This window comes from Streptomyces sp. NPDC018964 (assembly GCF_044390325.1).
Classification (GTDB): Bacteria; Actinomycetota; Actinomycetes; order Streptomycetales; family Streptomycetaceae; genus Streptomyces.
In genome coordinates this window covers 20,677-42,438 of the sequence record NZ_JBIRYZ010000005.1, presented here as the reverse complement: position 1 = coordinate 42,438, position 21,762 = coordinate 20,677, and the positions used below count along the sequence as shown (strand labels likewise).

The 21,762-nt window shown below is 71.0% G+C and carries 13 protein-coding genes and 3 pseudogenes; 7 read left to right on the top strand and 9 right to left on the bottom strand.

Annotation, left to right across the window (positions count from 1 at the left end):
- The first annotated feature begins 15 nt into the window (after positions 1–15).
- Positions 16–474, top strand: a complete 459-nt coding sequence (locus ACH5AO_RS10070; RefSeq protein WP_398923717.1) for a hypothetical protein — start codon at positions 16–18, stop codon at positions 472–474.
- Between the two features lie 81 nt (positions 475–555).
- Here the strand turns inward: ACH5AO_RS10070 and ACH5AO_RS10065 are convergent, their stop codons facing one another.
- The 5 genes from ACH5AO_RS10065 to ACH5AO_RS10045 form a co-directional block, all read right to left on the bottom strand.
- Positions 556–1,833: an ABC transporter substrate-binding protein gene (locus ACH5AO_RS10065; protein ID WP_398923716.1), complete on the bottom strand. Its 1,278-nt coding sequence runs from the start codon at positions 1,831–1,833 to the stop codon at positions 556–558.
- Positions 1,830–2,849, bottom strand: a complete 1,020-nt coding sequence (locus tag ACH5AO_RS10060; RefSeq protein ID WP_398923714.1) for a hypothetical protein — start codon at positions 2,847–2,849, stop codon at positions 1,830–1,832. Before ACH5AO_RS10060 ends, ACH5AO_RS10065 begins: the two co-directional genes overlap by 4 nt.
- Positions 2,846–4,237, bottom strand: coding sequence for a hypothetical protein (locus ACH5AO_RS10055; RefSeq protein ID WP_398923712.1), 1,392 nt, complete (start codon positions 4,235–4,237; stop codon positions 2,846–2,848). Before ACH5AO_RS10055 ends, ACH5AO_RS10060 begins: the two co-directional genes overlap by 4 nt.
- A gap of 69 nt (positions 4,238–4,306) precedes the next feature.
- Positions 4,307–6,616 carry a tetratricopeptide repeat protein gene (locus ACH5AO_RS10050; protein WP_398923710.1) on the bottom strand — a complete coding sequence of 770 codons (2,310 nt, stop codon included), beginning with the start codon at positions 6,614–6,616 and terminating at the stop codon, positions 4,307–4,309.
- 49 nt (positions 6,617–6,665) lie between these two features.
- The gene (locus ACH5AO_RS10045; RefSeq protein WP_398923708.1) at positions 6,666–7,991 is read right to left on the bottom strand and encodes a serine protease; all 1,326 of its coding nucleotides are present in this window, start codon (positions 7,989–7,991) and stop codon (positions 6,666–6,668) included.
- Between the two features lie 90 nt (positions 7,992–8,081).
- On the opposite strand from ACH5AO_RS10045, the gene ACH5AO_RS10040 reads away from it, so the two are divergent.
- A complete protein-coding gene (locus ACH5AO_RS10040) occupies positions 8,082–8,396 on the top strand; it encodes a trypco2 family protein (RefSeq protein WP_398923706.1) in 315 nt (104 codons plus the stop codon).
- A 585-nt stretch (positions 8,397–8,981) separates the two neighbouring features.
- Here ACH5AO_RS10040 and ACH5AO_RS10035 read toward each other — a convergent pair.
- A pseudogene (locus ACH5AO_RS10035) lies at positions 8,982–9,059 on the bottom strand (DUF397 domain-containing protein); the annotation flags it as partial.
- Between the two features lie 320 nt (positions 9,060–9,379).
- Here ACH5AO_RS10035 and ACH5AO_RS10030 point away from each other — a divergent pair.
- Together ACH5AO_RS10030 and ACH5AO_RS10025 are read left to right on the top strand one after the other, a co-directional pair.
- A complete protein-coding gene (locus ACH5AO_RS10030) occupies positions 9,380–10,267 on the top strand; it encodes a helix-turn-helix domain-containing protein (RefSeq protein ID WP_398923705.1) in 888 nt (295 codons plus the stop codon).
- Complete coding sequence (locus ACH5AO_RS10025; protein WP_398923703.1) at positions 10,264–10,464, top strand: DUF397 domain-containing protein; 201 nt, start codon at positions 10,264–10,266, stop codon at positions 10,462–10,464. Before ACH5AO_RS10030 ends, ACH5AO_RS10025 begins: the two co-directional genes overlap by 4 nt.
- Positions 10,465–10,651: 187 nt before the next feature.
- On the opposite strand, the gene ACH5AO_RS10020 is transcribed toward ACH5AO_RS10025, so the two are convergent.
- The 3 genes and pseudogenes from ACH5AO_RS10020 to ACH5AO_RS10010 form a co-directional block, all read right to left on the bottom strand.
- Positions 10,652–11,107 (bottom strand): hypothetical protein, encoded by a 456-nt coding sequence (locus ACH5AO_RS10020; RefSeq protein WP_398923701.1) that lies wholly within the window; start codon positions 11,105–11,107, stop codon positions 10,652–10,654.
- Positions 11,108–11,215: 108 nt separating this feature from the next.
- Positions 11,216–12,199, bottom strand: a pseudogene (locus ACH5AO_RS10015) (RHS repeat domain-containing protein); the annotation flags it as partial.
- A gap of 54 nt (positions 12,200–12,253) precedes the next feature.
- Positions 12,254–12,424, bottom strand: a pseudogene (locus ACH5AO_RS10010) (IS3 family transposase); the annotation flags it as partial.
- 329 nt (positions 12,425–12,753) lie between these two features.
- Here ACH5AO_RS10010 and ACH5AO_RS10005 point away from each other — a divergent pair.
- The 3 genes from ACH5AO_RS10005 (at position 12,754) to ACH5AO_RS09995 (ending at position 21,673) form a co-directional block, all read left to right on the top strand.
- Positions 12,754–17,427, top strand: a complete 4,674-nt coding sequence (locus ACH5AO_RS10005) for an RHS repeat-associated core domain-containing protein (protein ID WP_398923699.1) — start codon at positions 12,754–12,756, stop codon at positions 17,425–17,427.
- A 9-nt stretch (positions 17,428–17,436) separates the two neighbouring features.
- Positions 17,437–18,435, top strand: a complete 999-nt coding sequence (locus tag ACH5AO_RS10000; RefSeq protein ID WP_398923697.1) for a hypothetical protein — start codon at positions 17,437–17,439, stop codon at positions 18,433–18,435.
- Positions 18,436–19,717: 1,282 nt separating this feature from the next.
- Positions 19,718–21,673, top strand: coding sequence for an HAD-IIIC family phosphatase (locus ACH5AO_RS09995; protein ID WP_398923695.1), 1,956 nt, complete (start codon positions 19,718–19,720; stop codon positions 21,671–21,673).
- Positions 21,674–21,762 lie beyond the last annotated feature (89 nt).

Genomic DNA, 21,762 nt, shown 5'->3' with positions numbered 1-21,762 from the left:
GCCCGGAGCTGACCGGTGAATGCCGAGACGCTTGTGGAGGAGATCACCCGGATCCTGACGGGCACTGTCGCCCACTCTGTCGGCAGGGCTGTGGACATGGGCATCGTCGAGTTCCACGGCCCTGACGGCGAGGAGATCATGGTCCACATGCAGTGCCCCTTCCGGATCGTGCGGCACGGGAGGATCCTCCTGGGTTCCGCGGACATGCGGTACGCGCAGAAGGGCGCGGGACCACAGGCGTTCGACGAGTTCCGCATGATCTACGACGCCCGGACCACCACGTTCAACCGAGTGCTCGGCGAACTCCGTCCCCGTGTCGACAGCGTGACCGTGGGTCAGTCGGGTGAGCTCACAGTGAGCTGGGAGCAGGCGTTCCGGCTCGAGGTGTTCCCCGACTGCTCGGGGCGGATCGAAGCCTGGCGGGTACTCGTCCGCGGGGGAGACCACCACGTCTTTCCTCCGGGCCTCGACTGATCACCCAGGGGGCCTGTTCCGCCCGGTGCCTGCCGGGCGGAACAGGCCGCCGTGCCACGTGCGGGAGGCACCACCCGTCGCTCACCGCGTACTGCACACCGTCTTCGGAGCCGCCCTGCTGCCGACACCCCGTACGTCCTGTGCGTCATGCGCGTCCTGCACCAGCTGCACGTCCTGGAGGAGGTCCGAAATGCCGGGGTCCTGGCCGGCGGCGGCCCGTGCCATGGTGAGCAGTACGGCCTCGTAGAAGGCGTCCCGTACGGCGGGTGCCATGACGTCCGAGGCGTCCAGGCAGCGGGGCCCTTCACGGAGCCGCCGTGCGATCTCGCCCTTGACCGCGTCGCCTTCCGGCTTCACCCGACGGTTCGCCGAGAAGACGCCCGCCTGCTCGACCCATTTCCGCTGGCCCTTCTTCGAAGCCAGCAGTTCGATCAGCTCCTGTGCCTCGGGACGGTCGCTGAACAGCGCCGCGAAGTCGCCGGTCACCTCGTGGGCCCGGACCCGGCCGCCGCTGTCGGGCAGGAGCGGAGCGGAGTCCATCAGGCGCGCGTGCTTCGCGTCGGATCCGTAGAAGGAGAGCGCGAAGGAACCCTGGTGCTCCAGGGCGCACTCACCCGAAGGGTTGTCGAACAGCAGACCATGGCCGCCCGGGTCACCGCGGTGGTCGGTCAGCAGGGCCCGCCCGGCCGCGCGCTCGTCCTGCCGCAGCAGACCGGCCCAGGCCTCCCAGGCGGTGCGCACCGCATCGCTTCGCCACCACTTCGTCCCGCCGGTGCCCAGCGCCCACTTCTCGTAGACCTCCGGGCCCTCCCGTTGCAGCACGAGGTCCTCGACCCAGTCGGTGCCGGGCCAGCCGGAGGTGCCGTCGTCCCCCATGCCGACGCACCACCTCTCCAGCGGGGCCGGTGAGGCGTCCGGCCTTCGGCCCTCGCGGTACCAGACGATGCTCTTCAGGTCCGCCTTGACCGGGACCCAGTACACGTGTCCGGGGGACGAGGCGGCCGCCATCCAGGGGGCGCCGTACTCCCGCGGGTCGTAGAGATCGTCCAGCGGCTCCAGGAGGCCCTGGTCGGCGTACTCGGCGAGTTCACCGAGGCCCGGCATGATCACGATGTCCGGGGGGTCCCCCGCCTGCACCTTGGAGAGCAGCACCTCCCGCTGGGCGGCGGTGCCCTGGTAGCGGAAGGGGATGCCGAAGCCCCGCAGCACGGTCTCGAACCGCTCCGCCTGCCCGGCCGTCCACGTCCCCAGGATGGTCACCGGCTCCTCGTCGTGCTGCGCCCAGACCACCACCATGCCGCCGGCCGCGATCAGCAGCATGACCACACCGAACACCAGTGTCCTGAACCGCCGGGTCACCGTCGCCTCCAGTAGTCGTGGTCGAGCCGCAGACCGAGTCCCAGCGCGGGCAGGACGACGGAGAGCAGGCCGCCGACGAGGGCGCCCCGGTACACCGACTCGGTCCACGTGCCGTCGGTCAGCCGCTGCCGGACCTGCTCCGACATCTCCGTGACGTGCTGCTGCGCCTCGGCCGGCGGGCCGCTTCGCCAGGACACCTCGGTGATCCGCCGCAACTCCCCGAGCGCCCCGTCGAGTTCCTCCTGGGTGGAGTACGCCGTCATCAGCGGGACCACCGCGAGCAGCACGGTGAGCAGGAGGGCCGCGAGCAGGTACGGGTTCCAGTCACGGCCGCAGCGGTCGCGCAGCACGAACAGCGCCGAGAGCAGGGTCAGCGCGGCCGCGGCCAGGGCGAGTTCGGCGGCCCACCACCCGGCGTGCTGCCAGTGCCCCATGGCGGCCGTGGCCTCGGCGTGCTCCAACTGGTCGCGCTGCAGGACCTTCAGACGCGGTGCGACGCCCACCGTGTCGCGGGTGAGCAGCGACTCGGCCTCCTGAAACCTCAGCTTCCGCATGAAGGGCTGGTCATGGTAGAGGGACGTGCCGAGCGCGAGCGAGTCGCTGTAGGTGGCGAGGAGGCCCTTGACCGTGCCGAGGTCCTGGTCGGTGCGGTCGGCGATCCGGGACAGGCCCTGGTCGGCGGCCGAGAGCTGGGACCGGTAGGCCTCGCCCGAGCCGGCGACGCCGATCAGGTTCAGCTCCACCAGTCGGTCGACCTCCTCGTCGGCCCGCAGCGCCGCGAGCCGGCTGGCGGCGAGCCCCTGTACCGCCGGTGCCTCGCGGGACGCCAGCGCCTCGGCGCTCCGCTGGGCCTGACGGCCGGAGAGGAACAGGGCGGTGGACGCCACGGCCGTGAGGACGAGCAGCACCACCAGGTGCAGCTCCAGCAGCCGCCGGGTCCGCCGGCCGCTCAGGCGCCGGCGCCAGAACGCGGCGGGGGAGTACCGGCGCCGGGAGGCGGCGCGTCCGGCCGTCACAGCAGCTTCTCCCCGCACGCGATGCAGTACCGGGCCCTGCCGCCCGCCGGGGTGCCGCAGCCGCGGCAGCGCGGGCCCGGCCGGACGGCGACGGGGTCGGCCGGCGGGCCGCCGGGACGGGACCCGGCGCGCAGGATCATCGGGCCGAGGGCGCCGGTGTCGACGCTGCGCAGCCGGATCTTCCCCTCGGCCGCGTCCTCGATGTGGGCGACCGCGCGGATCTCGTCCAGCACCCAGTCCTTGCCGAGCCGCACCGCCAGCCGGGCGGCCTCCCCCAGCAGCTCCTTCGCGGTGTCGCGCCGGCCTTCCCGCAGGGCGATGAGTCCTTGGCGCAACGCCTCGCGCATCCTGGCGGCCTCGTTGAGGGTGCGCACGCTGTCGGCGCCCGCCGGGGCGTGCGGCGTGGACTGCCCCGGAAGGTGCCAGCGGGCGGTGACCGGCGCGTGGACGTCGCCGATGGAGACCATGGCGAACTGCAGCTCCGTCTCCAGCGGGTCGCCGTCGGCGTCGGCGACCAGGGTGAGCAGGTAGTCGCGCCGGCCCTGCTCCCACTGGTACGTGGGGAAGCTCCAGCAGTGCGGCCGGCCGGGCCGGGGCAGCCCGCCGAGCTGGTGCGGCCGGGGCTCCTTCTCGCTGAGCGAGACCTGGCGCACGGAGGGCCGTACGGTCACCTCGACCGGCAGCCGGGGAGTGTGCACCCGGCGCAGCCGCTGGAGGGCGGCGATGATCGCGGGGCCGAGCCCGTCGTCCACGAACTCGGCCGTACCGTGCAGCCGTTCGGCGAGGGCCAGCAGGGGATCGGGGGACCAGTCCGTGCCCACGGCGAACACGTCACAGGTGAACTGCCCGGCACAGGCGTCCAGTTCCTCCTCCAGACGGCTGTCGGCGGCGACGGCGCTGCTGCCGTCGGTGATCAGCACCAGATGGCGTACGGACACCGGCCGGCCGGCGAGCAGGGAGCGCGCCGCGGCCACCCAGGCGGCGTACCCGGCGGGACGCGGCCCCTCCCGGTGCAGCGGGAGCGAACCCGCGACGAAGGCGGCCCGGCGTCTTTCGCCCCGGTCGGCGACGGCCCACTCGTCATCACCCCGCGGATAGCACCGGACCGGATCGGGGCCGCCGCCGAGCACGGCGAAGGAGATGCGGTCGGGCAGGGCGCGCAGCGCCGCCGGCAGGGCGTGCCGGACGGCCGCCCGGTGGGATTCGGCGACGTCCACCGCGATGATCACCGCGAGCTGGACCGCGGGCAGATCGGTGGGGGCGCCACCGGCGGCCACGTCGACCCGCAGATGGGCCTCGATCGTCGCGCCGCGGTGCGGGCGCGGATCGTCGCCGGGGTCGACGTGGAGTCGGATGCCCGGCTGCGGGGGCCGGGTGGGGCTGCTCATGTCGTACGTCACCGCTCCTTCCTTCACCTTCGTCGCCGGGTGCCACTGCGTTCCCGTCGTGCCGTGCGGTCAGAACACGGTCTGCGGCCGCACCGCGTGCATGAGGTCCACGAGGTGCTCGTGGGCGGCGGCCGGTTCCTGGTGGTGTGCCGCCAGCCGCCGGTAGTGCGACTCCAGCCGCTCGCGCAACGCGCGCTCCGGCGCGCTCAGCCGGCGCAGGGCGCGGGCGGTGAGCCGTCCGCCGCCGCTTCCCGGGGAGCCGGGACGGTCGCTGAGGCTGTGCACCGCGTCCAGTTTCCACTCGTGGAGTTCGGTGCTCAGGCGCAGCGCCTCGTCCTCGGACAGGCCCGGCTCCCCGTCGCCCGGACGCCGGCCCACCAGGCCGTGCAGTTCGGCCAGCGCCACGTCGACCTCGGCGGGCAGGGGCAGCGGATCGCCGTCCCCGGGCAGCCGGGCCGCACGGATGCGCAGGGCGGCGATCCGGGCGACGGTGTGGTCCAGCGTGCCCCGCCGGACCCGGCCGAGCACGTCGATGGCCGTCCGGCGGTCGCGTGCGCGGAGCGCGATCCTGGCCAGGCCGAGGGCGGCGCCGCCGTGCGCGGGGTTGCGGGCGAACACGGCCTCGTACAGTTCCTTGGCCGTGGGTCCGGCGGGGTCGTCGCCGAGCCGTTCCGCGCAGTGGGCGAGGGCCAGTTTGGGGGCGTACTCGCCGGGCAGTTCGAGGTGGACCCGCAGGAAGTGGTTCCGGGCCTCGGCGACCTGCCGGGGGTCGTCGTCGAGGTCGGCGCCGCGCAGCGCGAGCAGGGCGCGGTGCCACTCCAGCCGCCACCGGCGCACGGCGGACGGTCCGGGGACGGAGTCGGCGGTGTCGAGCTCCTCCTGGGCGCGCCGCAGGTCCTCGCGGGTGTTCCGGCCCAGCAGGACGCGCACGTTGTGCAGGCGGATCTCCACCGAGGGCGGCCTCTCGTCCTCCTGGTCGAGGAGCCGGTCCGGGTCGTAACCGCTGCTCACCTCGAACCGCGTGGCCTGCGGATCGCCCGGATAGGGCCTGGGCACCGGCAGGCAGGCGGCGATCTCGGCGGGTGTGGGCGTGCCGAGGTCGAGGACCGGTGCCACGGGCGGCTGGTACCGGTCGCGGCGGGGCCGGTCCAGCCAGTGCCCGATGTCCGGTACCGTGCCGAGCCGGGCGCCGGCCAGCCGGGTGGACGGCCGGAAGTGGTCGGAGGGCTCCGGCGGGTCGCTCTTGCCGCGCAGCGCGCGGATCTCCCGCAGGGCGCCGCGCAGTTGGCCGACCATCTCACGGGCGTCGGTGAAGCGGCGGCCCGGATCGGTCCGCACGGCACGGTCGACGACCCGCTGGAAGGAGGCGGCGCCGAGGCCGGGCACCTCGGTGACGGCCCAGCGGGAGAGCTCCCGCAGGGTGACGCCGACGGTGTGCAGGTCGTGGGCGACGGTGGGCGCGGCCGACACCGCCGTCTCGGGCGCCATGTAGTCGGGCGTGACGTGGGCGGGCGGCAGGCTCTGGCCCTGTTCGCGCATCCCGCCGAGGTCGATGACCTTGATGCCGTCCCGGTGGTGCACGACGTTGGAGGGCTTCATGTCCCCGTACACGAAGACCCGTTCGCCGTCGGCGTGCAGATGGACGAAGGCCTCGAGGATCTGGCAGCCGTACGCCGCGACGTGCTCGATGTCGAGGACGGACTCCCCGCGCCGGACCTCCTCGACGACCTTGGCGAGGGTGCCGTCACCGACGTCGTCCATGACGATGTAGCCGCCGGTGACCTGCCCGTCGTCGTCCCTGCGGGCGACGAAGTCGCGGATCTGGACGATGCGGGGGTGGCGGATGGCGACGAGGTTGCGGCGCTCGACGTCGGCGAGGCGGGCGCCGTCGTGCTCGTACCGGTTGAGCAGCCCCTTGACGGCGACGACGTCACCGAGGTGGGTGTCCTCGGCGAGGTAGACCCAGCCCTGGCCGCCGTGCGCGATGGGGCCCATGATCCGGTACTGGTCGCGCAGCAGGTCGCCCTCGGCGAGTTCGGGCCAGTACGAGTAGGGCTCGCCGCACGCCGGGCAGAAGCCCTCGATCGGCACCGGTCCTTCGGTGTAGGGCGGGGCGAAGGTGATGCCGCAGTCCGCGGACGAGCAGCTCATGCGGATGCGCAGCGGGGCCTCGGGACGGATGAGGCGTTCCCCGGCGGGGCGCGGCTCGCGCTCGGGGAGGGCGAGGAGGTCGCGGGGGCCGAGTGCGCGGGGGTCGGCGGGCAGTTCGGGCAGTCCGGGGCCGTTCGCCGCGCGGCCGCAGGTGGCGCAGTAGCCGGTGGGCAGCACGGTGCCGTCACAGGGGGCGCCGGTGAAGAGCCGGTGCGGGCAGGTCGTCATGGTCTCGCGGCCCTCCTTCCCCGCCCGGGCCGGCGGGCGGCGCGCCGCGTCACCGGTCCCCGCAGCGTCTCAGGTCGGCGCGCAGCGTCCTGATGAGGGCGCGCAACCGGGCGAGTTGCTGCTGCGGGTCCCGTACGTCGTCGAGCAGACGGCGCGTGGCCCGGTGCCGGTCGGCTGTCTCGGTCACGGAGCCGAGGGAGGCGCTGTCGACGATGTCGCGGCGTATCGCCCGGCTGAACTCCGCGCGTTGCAGGCGGTCGAGCAGCGTGTCCGCGTGGTGGAGGAGCGCGGGCCGCAGCAGGAGGTCGCGGGACGCGGCCCAGCCGGGCCCGCCCTCGTGCCGGAAGACGAGCAGCAGCCGGAAACCGAACACCCTCAACCTGGCCAGGATCTCGATGAGGGGGCCCGGCTGGGGCTCCTCGTCGAGACCGTCGACGAGGACCGTGACCGGCCGTAAGGGTGCCCGGTCGGCCGCCCGTTCGGGCCGCCGGGCCTTGGCGCCGCGCAGCCAGTCCCAGTACGCCAGGTACTCGCCGGGCGGGAAGGTCACCTGGTCCAGCGCGTGGTCGATGAGATCGGGCCGGCTGGCGCCACCGCGGTGGACGACGTGGGCGCGGTGCAGCAGATGGCGCAGGGAGCGGTCCTTGCCGCTGCCCGGGGGCACCACGGTGATCTTCACCGGGTCCTCGTCCGGGTCGTCGAACCACCGGGTCAACCGCTCCTCGAAGCCGTGGTCCCAGGCGTCCGGACTGCTCAACTCCTTTACCAACGGTGAGAGTTCGGCGATACGACTGATGGGGATCAGGTAGGAGAACGAGAGCCGGTTGTCCTCGGGCAGGGCCGCGCCCAGGTCTCCGCGCCAGCTGACGACGAGGCCCACCACCCGGGTGGGACGGCCCTCCTCGGGCCGGGTGCACACGGCGGCGCCGCTGAAGCCGGCGCGCACCACCTCCGACCGGGTGACGGCGTCGAGCTGCACCCGCTCACCGCTGGCACCGCCGATCCGCCCCCACAGGCTCATGCCGTCGTCGAAGCCCTCCGCGTAACCGGTCGCGTACACCTCCATACCGCCCCACAGCCGGGTGTCCAGCGGAGCGCGGCGCGCCTGCGGGCGGGGACTGTCCAGACGCAGCACGGCGACGTCCTCGCCGCCGGCGCCCGCCGCCAGCCAGCCGCCGGGCATGACCCGCGCGGCGACCGGTTCCAGCCCGCCGTTCTCGGCGAACTCCAGCCACATCACGGCGTCCGGCCGGCGCACCACGTGCGCGCAGGTCAGCGCCGTGTACTGGTCGACGAGCACGCCGGCGCCGCAGACGGGGCCGTGGGCGTCCTCGCGCCGCAGTCGGATTCTCCAGTCCGCACGCAGTTCCCCCATGCCGTCTCACACTAGGGCAAAGCACGGGGCGTCCCTAGACTTGTGAGCAGGGTGCATCGGTCAATCAGTCGAAAGCGGGGGTGTGTTGACATGACGAACGGGGAAACGATCGGTCTGGCGGAGGCCATCGGCACGGTGCGTGCCGAGCTGGCGCGGGCCCAGACCGAAGGCGCGCGGAGCGACTGGCGGTTCAACGTGGAGCAGGTCAGCCTGGAGTTCTCGGTGCAGTTCCACCGGGCCGGCGAGGGCGGGGCGGGCCTGCGCCTGGGCGTGGTCGAGGCACGGCTGGGCGGCTCGGTGAGCCACGACTCCACGCACCGCATCGAGGTCACCCTCAAGCCCCTGCCCGGCCCGAACGGCGTGCACCACGAGGTCGGCCGCGAGGACACCACCGCCCGAAACTGAGCCACTTCGCTCCGGAAGCTCTTCTGCCGCGCTGCTGTGACGGCGCGTCATCATTCCCGTGACCCGGACACGCCGTGCCCGACGCGCACGGGTCTACGCCGGGGCCTGTGGCCGGCCCGAGGACCGGCGACCGCCCCGCTCGGGACCACTTCTCCTGTCGTCGGCGCGGCTTCGCCGGGGCCGACGTTGCCGAGCGCGGTGCCTCGGCGTGGGTGTTCGTCAACGTGCCCGACCCGGTCCCCGTACAGCGGGGACCGGTAGAGGTGACCCGTGACCGTCCTGCCGTAGGGGACGTCGAGTCGGAAGCATGAGCGAAGCCCTCACAGGGACTCGGCTTCCAAGCTCGGTCCCTTCAGGGCCGAGTGGTTGACCAGCGCCTGGGGACCGTTTCCGAGGAGCTCACCGGCGTGACGTCCCCCGTGCGGTGAAGCGGTGACTCCGCGGCGCGGTGCCGGGCGGGCCGCACCCCGGAGTGGGGTGCGGCCGGGTGTGCGCCCTCGGTGTCAGCCGGCCGAGGATCCGGGGGTCGTCGGTCCTCGGCCAGGGACTGTGGTGTGCTCCGGGCTCCGGGCGGGGGCGGGTCGGGGTACGGGGGCCGCCGCACGCCCTCGTGAACGAGGCCTCGCTGATGTCGAGCGCGTAGAGGTCGGTTCCGTTCCGCATGACTGCACGTTCCAGCTCGTCCGACGCGGCCAGGTCCGGCCGCTGCCGCCCGTGGTGGGCGGGAGTGCACGGGAGGGGAGGTGGCCGGCCAGGTGTTTCCGCAGGTGAGCGGTGGACGTGGACGGTTTCTTCTGGCTCTCCGTGACCTCAGGGTGGCGGTCGGACGGGGCGGGGACGAGTGTGGCACTCCGTACGCTGCGTCAGCGTACGGACACGAAGAGTGGATGGTACGTCTGATGATCCGTCAGGCTGGAGGTGGACGCGGGCGGCGTGAGGAGCCGTCGTGGTGCGCGGTGCGGAGGAGAGGAAAGGGGCGGCGGATGGACGTGGTCGGGGTCGAGGGGGAGGCGGCCGGGAGCGCCGGTGCGCGGGTGGTTCCGGCGGGGGAGTGGGAGCGGGAGCCGCATCCGTCGGACAGCTTGCGGACGTTCGGGGCGTTCGTTCAGGCGCTCCGGGAACATGCGGGACTGAGCAGGGCGGACCTCGGTACGCGGGTGCGGTACTCGAAGCACACGGTCGAATCGGTGGAGTTGGGGCGCCGGATGCCGGACGAGGCCTTCGTGGAGCGGGCGGAGGAGGCGCTGGGCAACACGGGTGCGTTGCGGAAGGCGGCGCGGCATCTGACGCGAGGGGAGGCGGGGCTGGCGGCGTGGTTCCGGCAGTGGGCGAGGTTGGAGCGGGAGGCGGTGAGCCTGTGCACGTACGAGTGCCGGTTGGTTCCGGGGTTGTTGCAGTCGGAGGCGTATGCGCGGGCGGTGTTCGACAACAGCATCCCGCTGCTGACCGACGAGCAGACGGAGGCGCAGGTCACGGCTCGAATGGACCGGCAGGCGATGATGCGGGAGCGGCCGACCGTGCCGTTCGGCTTCATCGTGGAGGAGTCGGTTTTCCGGCGCGGGCTGGGCGGGGCGCAGGTCCAGGCGAACATGCTGGACCATGTGCTTGAGCTGACCGCGCCGCGCAACGTGACGCTTCAGGTGGTGCCGTTGGAGTTGGAGTTCCACGGGTGCCTGGACGGACCTGTGCGAATCCTGGAAACCCTGGAGGGGCGGCGGCTCGGGTACTCCGAAGGGCAGCAGAACGGACGGCTGATCTCCGACGCGAAAGAGATGAGTCTGCTCTGCCGACGCTATGACACACTGCGCTCGCAGGCCCTGAATCCCAAGGAATCCCGGGACCTGCTGGAGCGACTGCGAGGAGAGCGATGAACAGCGGTAGGTCGGAACTCGCCTGGTTCAAGTCCAGCTACAGCGGCACCCAGGGCGATGACTGCGTGGAGGTCGGGATCACCGAACAGACCGTCCACGTAAGGGACTCCAAGGACGTGACCCGCCCGGCCTTCGCCGTCGGCCGTGAAGGCTGGGGGCGGTTCGTGCGGTTCGTGCGGTTCGCGTCGGAGCGCTGAGTGGCGTGAGGGCGTGCCGTCCGCCGGAACAGCGGACGGCACGCCCTCACCATGTTCGGGAGCGCTCGGCCCCGTCCGTGAAGCCGTTGCCGCTCGTCGGCCTTCGGGACCGGCGGGGCGGGCCCACCTCGTACGGGAGGCGACCGAGGTTCGCCGCGAGGACGACGGGGAAGACCTCGGCGCCGGGTTACCGCCGGTTGATCCCGGGCAGGCGGACGCCGGCTTCGTCGAGCATCAGCAGGGTACGGGCTCGGGTCCGCTCCTTCATGTAGGGCCAGGAGGCCTCCACCAGACCGCTGTCGAGAAGGAGCTGATCCAGCACTTCGAAGTAGACGGCACCGCCGACGTGCTCCGTGGAGTGGTCCACGATGCGCTCCACGAAGTCCCAGCACCGGGTGAGCAGTTCCGTGTCCGGACTCTCGCTCCTCAACTGCGGCATCAGCACCGGCGTGGTGAAGCATCCGGCCAGCAGTTCGTACAGCATCACGGCCGCGTCCTCGGTCAGGACGGCCGCTTCCGCGGGCCGGTGGAACATCTCGGCGATGGGGCCGGCGGATTCGGGGATCATGCGCAGCAGCAGCGGGGGGATCTCCTCGAACGGGATCTCCTCGACCGGACCGTGCCCTGCGGGGGTGTCGCTCATGTTTTCCTCAGTAGGTGTGTCGGTCGTGCTCATGGGCCCGGGGCCCGTCGTGCGAGGTGCACGACGGGCCCCGTCCTCATCGTCCGGTACGGCGTGCCGGACCTGCCGTCAGGCGCAGCTCTCGGGAGGGCACACGCCTCCGCTCGTCTGCGGCGGCTCCAGGGCCTCGTGGAACCCGAACGGGTCCACGATGTCCTTGGTCATCTCCCATGCTCCCCCCTTCCAGCCGTGCTGGCGCACGTAGGAAGGAGCCTGGGCGGCCATCGCGACGCCGCCGACGACACCGAGGGCCTTGGGGAAACCGCGCAGCCGGGTGGGCTGGCTGACCGGTTGGGGGCCTTTGTACTTGACCGACTGGAACTCCGTGCCGGTGAGGTCCTTCACCGCGGGAGTCTTCGCCACGGTGTCGAAGTTCTTCTTGACGGACGCCTTCATACCGGCGTCGGCGTCCATGATCTTCTTGATGTTACCGGTGACGTCACGTGAGTTGAGCGCGTCCCACAGTTCCTTCGCCTCGGCCTTGGCGATCCTCAGATCACTGTCGGAGAGGAGATTGCCGAGACCCTTGCCTTCCTCCCTGGCCTTGCGGTCCTTGTCCAGCACACTGGAGAGGGCCGCCATCGTCGACCAGCCCTTCTGAACGTGCAACTGCTTCTTGCCCGGAAGTCGCTCCCCCGTGTTGAACTCATGGATGACGGCCGTCGACAGCTTGCCGTTCCCGAAGACCGCACCACGCTCCTTCTTCGGATAGATCTGCGCGAGCGCTCCCCGCAGACCGCTGTTCTGCACCGCGGGAGCTTTCGCGCGGCGCTGCATGAAGCCCGGGTTCTTGTTCGGAGCCTTGTTGAAGACGTAATTGATCACCTTCTTCAGCAGCTCGAGCATTTTCGGGAAACCGAAGAACTTCCCCTCCGGGCCGGCGTACACCAGCGGGTTGTTGTTGCCGTAGGTGTAGCCGTTCATCTGCTGCGGGTCGGCCAGATTCATGATCGGGTCGACGGAGAGGAAGCGGCCGGTCCGGGGGTCGTACTCGCGGGCGCCCAGGTGGGTGAGGCCGGTTTCCTCGGTCTCGTCGATGCCGCCGACGAACCCTGCCCAGGTCTTCACACGGGTGAAGTCCGCGACCCAGCACGGTTGAATCCAAGGCTTCAGCTCGGCCGACTCCTCGGTCGTGGTGCCCGGCCGGGTGCCGGCGTCGGTCCGGTCCTGCCGGACCCACATGCGCAGCGTCTCGGTCGTGCCGATCCCGAGCCTGGACGCGACCGCTTTCATCGCGGCCCACTCGGTGTCGTAGTCGGGCCGCGCCTCGGCGACCATCCGCACCGTACGGCGGCGCAGCTCAAGCGGGTAAGGGGGAGGACGTGCGAGGGCTCGATCCTCTCAAATGATCGAGTCCCTACCGAACCCGGAACGGTTCAGTGGTGCGATGCCAAGTAGGCGCAAGACGCCTAAACCGTCTCATTCAGGTCAAACCAGGCTTGACCGGCAAAAATCAAGCAACCACGTTCGGCTGGGAGACGGTTTCCGGGAACCGATGTTCTTCCCGAGGGTATCTTGAAGATCAACAAATGAGGGCCCGCAACAGCGTTGATGCAACGGGGAGTTGATGCGAAGTGGGATACACCGTTCCCGAAGGTGTCGACACGATGCTGGACGTGGTCGGGGTCGGTTGGCCCAATGTGGATGAGGACGCCTACCGGGACATGGCGGAATCACTGCGGGAATTCGCCGACAACGCGGAGACCGACGCTCATGACGGACGCCGATATATCCAGCGGCTGCTTTCCAGCGGCAATGCGGAGTCGCTCGATGCGCTGGACCGGCACTGGCAGAAGGTGCAGGGGAAGCACAAGGACCTGGCGAGCGCGGCGCGGCTCGTCGCCGGTGCTCTGGACCGGGTGGCGGACATCATCGTTGCACGGAAAATCGCTGCAGTCGGTGAACTCGCCGACTTGTGCGCCACGGTAGGTATCACGCTCGCCCTGGCCCCGGTCACCGCGGGCTTGACCACCCTGCTGGCCGCCGGCAAGATCGCGGCCACCCGTATCGCCTTCAAGCGCATTCTGAAGGAGATGGCCGAAGCGGCTGTCGCGGAGATCGTGGCGACGCTCACGGAACCTGCGGTCGCCGCCATCGAGAACATCGTCACGGACCTGGCCATCCAGACGGCTCTGAACGTCACCGGTGTCCAGGACGGTTACGACGCGGGCCGGACGGTGCAGACCGCCAAGGACGGGATGCAGCTCAATTCGACCGGCCGGGGTGCCGGTCCGGGAGGAGTCAAAGAACTCGGCATCGACTACGGCGCCCACGGAAGAGCCGGGCTCGATCTTGCCGACGTACAGGTCAATATGCGCACCAGGACCGGTGGTTCACTGGGAAAGGCGAAGGGGCACCATGGACGGGCCAAGGGCAAGGACTCCCTGACGGCCGTCCTGGACACCACCATCGACGGAGTGGTGAAAAAACTCGACAAGGCGCTCGATGACCTTGCGGAGCATGTGGGAACCAAACTGCCCAAAGCCATGGGCAAGAGCGCGAAGACCCATAAAGACACCGATCTCGATATCCGTGACCGCCTCAAACGGATCGATGCCGGTGACCGCAAGGACGGTGAAGGGCGCGGGCGCCGTGGCGGTCCGGACGGAGGAAGGCGCAACAACCCGTCCATGTCGCTGGCCGAGGCCAGGGAGAACCCGCGTGATCATGCAATTCCGCTGAAGAAGCGCCGGTGCGTGACTGACCCCGTTGACATCGCCAGTGGCGAGATGGTCCTGCCCCAGACGGATCTGGAACTGGCGGCGGTCCTCCCCCTGGTGCTGCGCCGCACACACCTGTCCGCCTACGCCTACGGCCGCTGCTTCGGGCCGAGCTGGGCCTCCACGTTGGACGAGCGCCTGGAGATGGTGGGCACCGGCGCCGCCTGGGCCCGTGAGGACGGCTCGGTGCTCGTCTATCCGCGGCTGCCGGTCGGGCAGGACGACGAGGTGCTGCCGTTGGAGGGCGAACGGCTCGCGCTGACGTTCGTCGAGCGCAGTGCTCTGGGAGACTTCACCTATGCGGTGACCGACAGGCATGCCGGTCACCTGACCCGTCGTTTCACCGGCAACCCGTACCAGGGGTCGGGTTTGTACTGGCTGACCGAGGTGGAGGACCGTAACGGCAATGCGCTGCGTATCAGCCGTGGCATTGACGGTCTTCCCGTCACCGTGGTCCATGACGGTGGTTACCGTGTGGCTGTCTCCACGGACGCCGGCCTCGGACGTGTCACGGCCCTGGCGCTCCACACGCCGGAGGGCCCGGTCGATGTGGCGTCCTTCACCTATGACGACACCGGCCGCCTCGAAGGTGTCACCAACTCGTCGGGCATACCGGTGCGGTTCGCCTACGACCACCAGCAGCGCATCACCTCCTGGACCGACCGCAACGGGTCGACGTACGAGTACGTGTACGACGAGGCGGGCCGAGTGGTACGTACCGTGGGGCCCGAGGGTTTCCTGTCGTCTTCCTTCAGCTACGAGACGTGCGAAGGCGACGACGGCGCCGGCGGACGCATCACCCGCTTCACCGACTCCACTGGGGCCACCACCGTCTTCCAGCTCAATGAGCGGCGCCAGGTCGTTGCCGAGACCGGTCCTCTGGGCGACACCACAGTCCAGAGCTGGGACCGCTACGACCGGCTCCTGAGCCGAACCGACGCGCAGGAGCGCACCACGCGATGGACCTGGGACGAACACGGCAACCTCACAGCCGTGCGCGAAGCCGACGGAAGTGTCACCAGCGCCGAATACGACCAGTGGGGCATGCCCCTCACCGTGACCGGACCCGACGGGGCGGTATGGCGACGGGAGTACGACGCGGCCGGCAACAACACGGCACTGATCGCACCGGACGGAACGATCACCCGCTACACGCATGACGAGCGCGGGGGCATCACCGCGATCAGCGATGAACTCGGGGCCACGGAAACCTTCGTAACCGACGCGGCAGGCCTGCCGATGGCCCGGACCGACCCTCTCGGGCACACCCACACCTTCACCCGTGACGCGTTCGGCCGCCCGACTTCGCTCACCGACCCGTTGGGTGCGACCACTCGCCTGGAGTGGAACACCGAAGGCCGCCTGACACGCCGCGTCGAGCCCGACGGCACCGAGCTGGCATGGACGTACGACGGCGAAGGCAACTGCCTCACCGAAACCGGTCCGAACGGCGGCACCACCCGTTATGAGTACACGCACTTCGCGCTGCTTGCGGCCCGAACCGAACCGGACGGCGCGCGTTACGAGTTCGCCTACGACACCGAGACGCGCCTGACCGAGGTGCGTAACCCGTCAGGGTTGACGTGGAGTTACGCGTACGACGCCGCGGGACGCGTGGTGCGCGAGACCGACTTCGACGGGCGGGTGCTCACCTACGCGTACGACGCGGCGGGCCGGTCGGTCTCCCGCACCAATCCGCTCGGCCAGACCGTCACCCACCACTTGGACGATCTGGGCCGTTTGGTGGCGAAGGACGTCGACGGGACCGTCACCACCTTCGCCTACGATCCGGCGGGCAGGCTTCTGCGGGCCCGCTCGCCGCACTCCGTGATGGAACTGGAGTGGGACGCGCAGGGACGCCTCGTCGCGGAGGCGGTCGACGGTCGCCGCCACCACTACACCTACGACGCCGCCGGCCGCCGTACCGGCCGCACCACCCCCCACGGCGTGCGGACGACCCAGAGGTACGACGCGGCCGGCAACCGCACGCTCATGGAAATCGCGGGACGCTCTCTGCGCTTCACCCATGATCCCTGCGGGCAGGAAACCACCCGCACCTTCGGCTCGCCCGACCGCTCCGTCACGCTGGCCACCGCATGGGACACCGTGGGGCGCGTCAGCGGACGCAGCCTCATCACTCGGAGCAGGACACTGCGCTCACGGGTGTACACCTACCGCCCCGACCACCACCTGACGGCCGTCACCGACCAGCTCACCGGCGACGTCACCCATTTCGCTCTCGACCCCCACGGTCGCCCGACCGGCGTCGACGCGCACGGCTGGAGCGAACGCTACCGCTACGACGCCGCAGGCAACCAAACCCAGGCCACTTGGCCCGACCGCGCCCCGCACATCGACGCACGCGGTCCACGTACCTACGACGGCACACGACTGCGCTCCGCCGGAGCTCTGCACTACATCCACGACGACGCCGGACGCGTCGTCGAGCGTCGCCGCAAGCGTCTGTCCCGCAAGCCCGACATCTGGCGCTACACCTGGGACGCCGAAGACCGGTTGACCTCCTGCACGACGCCGGACGGCGTGCTGTGGACGTACACCTACGACGCCTTTGCCCGCCGCACCGCCAAGCGCAAGCACGCCGAGGACGGAACGGTCCTCGAGGAAACCGTGTTCGCCTGGGACGGGGGCCGTCTGTCGGAGCAGAGCGACACCGTTACGCGAACCACGCTGACCTGGGAGTACGACGGTGTACGGCCGGTGGCGCAGGCCGAGACCCACGAAGCCGGTGATGAGCCGGGGACCATCGACTCGCGCTTCTTCGCGATCGTCACCGATCTGATCGGCACCCCGACCGAACTCGTCGACGAGGACGGCGGCATCGCATGGCACAGCCGATCCCTCACATGGGGCACCACCGCGTGGAACCGCGATGCCCAGGCCTATACACCGCTGCGTTTTCCAGGCCAGTACGCCGACCCCGAAACCGGCCTCCACTACAACCACTTCCGCTACTACGACCCCGAACCGGGTCGTTACGTCACACCGGACCCCCTGGGTCTGGCACCCGCACCCGATCCCGCGGGGTACGTGGACAACCCGGCGACCATGTCGGACCCCATGGGGCTCGCGCCGTGCATGCAGGCGATGGAGGACATGGCGACGCAGATCAACAACCTCAAGCCCGAGGGCCGGGCCCGCAACAGCCAGGTCGTCGCTCTCATCCATGCCCAGACGCCCCACGGCCCGGTCACCTTCGTGGCGGGGACGAGCAAGAGCAAACTCGACAGCGCGCAGGTCGAGTTGGCTCGGTCCATGGGGTTGATCCCCATCCCCGACGACGCGTACATGAAGGTGCCCAGGGGCGCCAAGGGCGGCCACGCCGAACAGAACATCCTCGCCTATCTCAGCCGCCTGAACGAAGGGAAGACCCAGCCGACGTGGCTGCCCACCCACGGCGCCGCCTCCAACAGCGTGTGCACGGAATTCTGCTCCCCACTGATCAGGGGAAGCAACGGCGCCATGTACGGTCAGGTCCATCCAGGGACACAAGGTACCCAGCAGAAGCAGTTCTATTGGCCTGCACGCCACTCCCCGAGGTAGACAACTCCCATGACTCACCCACGCACTGTCGTCGAGCTGCTCGCCGAAGAAGAGCTGCCGGGTTTTGGTGGCCGGTCCACCCGCCGCGACGCCTTCCTGGTGCGTGACGCAGCCTGCTGGCTGCTCGCCCGGAACGGGGACGAGACCGTCGTGGGCCCGGTGGCCGCGGACCGCACCCGCGTCTTCGCCGAGCAACGGCGCTGGCCCTGCCCGGACCCCGGATTCACGTCACCGCTGCCGGACGGCGGCCTGGCCGTGGTCGGCAACGGCCTGCTCACCGTGTACGGCGCGGACACGCGCAGGCGCTGGACCGTGGAGTTCGAGCCCTGGCACGACGAAGGAAACGCCGGCCCGGCCTGCGTCGCCGACGCGTCGGGCAGCCGGCTTCTGGTCACTCTGCCGGGCCCTGATGCCGGGAACGGCACCTACGCCGGTGACCTGTGCGTCGCCCTCGACATGACCGACGGGCGGCACATCGCGCGGACGGTGCTGCCCTCCGCCACCGCGGGCTACGTCTTCCAGCAGTCCCTCACCGACCCCGCGGAGATCTTCCTCGACGCGCTGCAGGGCGACACCTTCCACTCGCTGCGGGTCGATCTGACGGACGACACCCTGCAGACGCAGAGCGTCGGCGCGGACAACGAGCCGTTCGCCGGAGTGAGTCTGAACGGGGCGGTCCTCAAACTGGACGTCGGAGGGGAATGGCTCAGCCGCTGCGAAGCCGGCCAGGAGGACATCGTCGCCGAAGCCGAGGACGTACTCCCCGAGGGCCTGCGATTCGTGGGCTACCGTCCCGGCTTCCTGGACGACGGCCGGATCGTGGCCGCCGTCGCCGAGGACCAGGACTCGGCGGACAACCGGCACCTGCTTCTGGACGGCCGCACCCTGCAGCCGGTCGCCGAACTCGACTACCCGGGGATCACCTGCCCCGACCCGCTCGCTCTCGGAGACGGCACCTGGCTGACGGCGCAGGGCGACACACTGCGCCGGTGGCGGCTGCGGGAGTGAGGAACCCCTCCTCGCACGCACCGCCGGCCCCAGCGGAACGTCCTGAGGAACGTACCGACGGTACACATGGTGCAAAACGGCTCCGCTCCCGGCATTCCGGGAGCGGAGCCGTTCGTCGCACGGATGATCCCGCGGGCGGCGAGGGTGCGGCCTTCGCGGTGGAGTAAGAGCCCCAGGACCTGGACGGTCGGCTCGTCCGGCCGAGCGCTGGGTACGGTCCGTCTTCGCGGACAGCGCGGAAACAGCCCGAATGCTGCGGGTGCCCTCGTCCCCGCGGGCCGGAAGAGGGCGGCGGCCTCCGTCGTTCAGATGTCCCGGAAGGGACCAGCGGGCGTCTTGACCTGTCGTGACAGGTGCGTGATGACCGCTGAGCCGCGCGAATGGACTCTCGGTTGTTTCACGCCCGGGCCAGTCGACGGGGCCGGAAGTCCCGGAGAAGTCCCAGAGGACTCCCACGGCTGACGGGCGTCCTTTCGACATCCGCACCAGCGGCGCCGCCGTGTCGCCCCCGGAGAACCGCACGTCCACCGTCACGGCCTTGGGCGTGACCGTTCCCTCGTCCGTCGCCACCAGGTCGGTGTCCACCCGCTTCCAGCCGTCCTGGCCACGGGCCCGGACCGGACGCGGATACTCGCGCGCCTCCAGACGCCCCTTCGGTGTGGCGAACACCTCGTGGAACCCCCGCGCCGGGCGGAGACTTCCACCGGCTCACCGATGCGCTCGGCCTCGGCCGGCGCGTCCGACTCCGACACGCCACCCGCGGCCGTGGGTGCTTCCGCGATCACCGGCGACCTCGGGCACGTTCGACGGAGAGTGACCGGTGGGGCAAGGGAGCGCCGCCGCCTCCGTCGCCTCGTTCCGGATGCCCCGGACCGGGGAGCGGGGCCCGGCGAGCCGGTACGCCGTCTCCGGCGGCGGGAGGTCCGGCCTCCGGTCCGCCGGACCGGAGGCGGACGCGGATGGCGTGCGGGGCGGCCGCGGACCGGGGACGTACTCGCCGGAGGTGCGCTCAAGCGGCGGACGGAGCGGTGGCGTACCGTCCCGAGATCACCGCAATATGTGTCATGGAGGACGTAATCCCCCAGTCATGGACGATCTCATCAAGGGGGCGTGCGTGCGTCGAGGCCGCGCCCGCGCACGCGCCCGCCGGGGCGGGTCCGGCGTACCGCCGGCGCGCTCAAGGGCGCCTTAAGAACGACCGCGCAGGCTCGGGCCGTCCACCGGCAGTGGTGGTGGGACTGCCCGGACGCCGGCTGCCTGCGATTCAGTGATGGGAGACACCATGGCCACGGTTGCGAACACCGCCGTGGGCGAGCGGACCGGACCGCTGGAGCGGCTGCGCGCCCTCCACGCCGAAGGGCGTCTCGCCGGGGCGTACCCCGAGATACCCGGCCTGCTGGCCGAACTGGCCGCCACGGCGGAGCCCGCCGGGCCGCCCGCACCGGACCTGGTGCGGGCCGGACAACTGCTCTCCCGGCTCGACCCGCGGGAGGTGCTGCGCGAACACCCCGGCACCGACACGCTCACCGTCGCGGTCACCGGCCACTCCACCCTCAACGCGCTCACCGCCCCGCTGACCGCGGAACTCGCCCGGCACGGCATGCTGCTGGAGCTGCGCACCGGCGACTACGACGCCTGGTTCCGCGACCTCCAGGACACCGGCAGCGACCTGTACACCTCCGGCGCCGACGTGGCGCTGTGCGTGCTGGACGCCGACGTGGTCTTCGACGAACTCCCGCACCCCTGGCTGGTGGAGGACGTGGAGCGGGTCGCCGCGGCGAAGCTGGCCCTGATCGGCTCGCTCGCCGAGCGCTACCTCGCCCACGGCACCGGCACCCTCGTGCTCAACACCCTGCCGCTGCTGCGCACCCATGTCCGCCGCCTCGTCGACGCCCGCTCGCGGGCCCGGCTCGGCGTGCTCTGGCGGGAGTTCAACGCCGGGCTGCTGCGGCTGGCCGCCGTCCACGACCGGGTCCACGTCGTCGACCTCGACCCGCTGGCCGCCTCCTGCGGCCCGGTCAACGAGCCGAGGCTCGCCGTCTACGCCAAGGCGCGGCTCGGCGAGGAACTGCTCGCCTGCTACGCCCGCGAGATCGGCCACCTGGTCCGGGCGCTGCGCGGACGCACCAAGAAGGTGCTCGTCGTCGACCTGGACAACACCCTGTGGGACGGCATCCTCGGCGACGACGGCCCGGACGGCATCGCCGCCGCCACCACCTACCGGGGCGAGGCGTTCGGCCGGTTCCAGAAGGCGGTCGGCCAGCTCGGCGCCCAGGGCGTACTGCTCGCGGTGTGCAGCAAGAACGACCGCGAGCCCGTGCTGGAGGTGCTGCGCGACCACCCCGACATGGTGCTGCGCGAGTCCGACTTCGTACGGATCGCCGCCAACTGGGAGCCCAAGGACGGCAATCTGCTGGACATCGCCCGGCGGCTCAACCTCGGCGTGGACAGCTTCGTCTTCGCCGACGACTCGCCCTTCGAGTGCGGTCTGGTCGCCCGGAGCCTGCCGGGCGTGGCCGTGGTCCGCCTCGACGAGGAGCCCGCCCTGCACGTCGAGCGGCTGCTCGCCGACGGCTGGTTCGACGTCGCGGAGCTCACCGCCGAGGACCGCTCCCGCGCGGAGCAGTACCGCACCGAGGCGGCCCGCGAGGACCTGCGGGAGAGCGCGGGCTCCATGGAGGAGTACCTCGCGGAACTCGGGGTCGAGGTCACCCTGTCGCCGGTCGCGGAGCACGAGACGGCCCGGGCCTCCCAGATCTCCCTGCGGACCAACCAGTTCAACCTGACCACCGAGCGGCTCCAGCAGGCGGAGATACGGGCCCGGCGGGACGCGCCCGGCCAACTGGTGCTGGCGATCCGCTCCCGGGACCGGTTCGGCGACAACGGACTCGTCGGGCTGGTCCTGGTCGACGCCACCGCGGAGGCGGACGGCGGCTGGCACATCGACAACATGGTGCTGAGCTGCCGGGTCTTCGCCCGCGGCATCGAACAGTCCTGCCTGGCGGCCGTGTTGCGCGAGGCCCGCGACCGGGGCGCCACGGCCGTGTACGCCCGCTACCGTCCCACCGCCAAGAACCACAAGGTGCGCGGCCTGTACCCGTCCGTGGGCTTCACGGAGACCGGCGAGGACGCGCAGGGCACCGTGACCTTCCGCCACGACCTGACGGACGACCGCCTGCCCGTGCCGCCGGCGCACGTGCGCCTGACGGCGGACCTCGGCGCGCGGCCGACGGCCTGAGGCGGCGGACGGAGTGACGGCGCACAAGGGCAGGGGACGGTCCCTGCGACGGGCGGTACGGCGGTCCGCACGGGCGGTCACCCGGTTCC

Coding starts and splice junctions, on each gene's coding strand:
- ACH5AO_RS09995 (WP_398923695.1), top strand. CDS start 19,718: ATGGCCACGGTTGCGAACACCGCCGTGGGCGAGCGGACCGGACCGCTG.
- ACH5AO_RS10000 (WP_398923697.1), top strand. CDS start 17,437: ATGACTCACCCACGCACTGTCGTCGAGCTGCTCGCCGAAGAAGAGCTG.
- ACH5AO_RS10020 (WP_398923701.1), bottom strand. CDS start 11,107: ATGAGCGACACCCCCGCAGGGCACGGTCCGGTCGAGGAGATCCCGTTC.
- ACH5AO_RS10005 (WP_398923699.1), top strand. CDS start 12,754: ATGCTGGACGTGGTCGGGGTCGGTTGGCCCAATGTGGATGAGGACGCC.
- ACH5AO_RS10025 (WP_398923703.1), top strand. CDS start 10,264: ATGAACAGCGGTAGGTCGGAACTCGCCTGGTTCAAGTCCAGCTACAGC.
- ACH5AO_RS10050 (WP_398923710.1), bottom strand. CDS start 6,616: ATGACGACCTGCCCGCACCGGCTCTTCACCGGCGCCCCCTGTGACGGC.
- ACH5AO_RS10045 (WP_398923708.1), bottom strand. CDS start 7,991: ATGGGGGAACTGCGTGCGGACTGGAGAATCCGACTGCGGCGCGAGGAC.
- ACH5AO_RS10040 (WP_398923706.1), top strand. CDS start 8,082: ATGACGAACGGGGAAACGATCGGTCTGGCGGAGGCCATCGGCACGGTG.
- ACH5AO_RS10030 (WP_398923705.1), top strand. CDS start 9,380: ATGGACGTGGTCGGGGTCGAGGGGGAGGCGGCCGGGAGCGCCGGTGCG.
- ACH5AO_RS10055 (WP_398923712.1), bottom strand. CDS start 4,237: ATGAGCAGCCCCACCCGGCCCCCGCAGCCGGGCATCCGACTCCACGTC.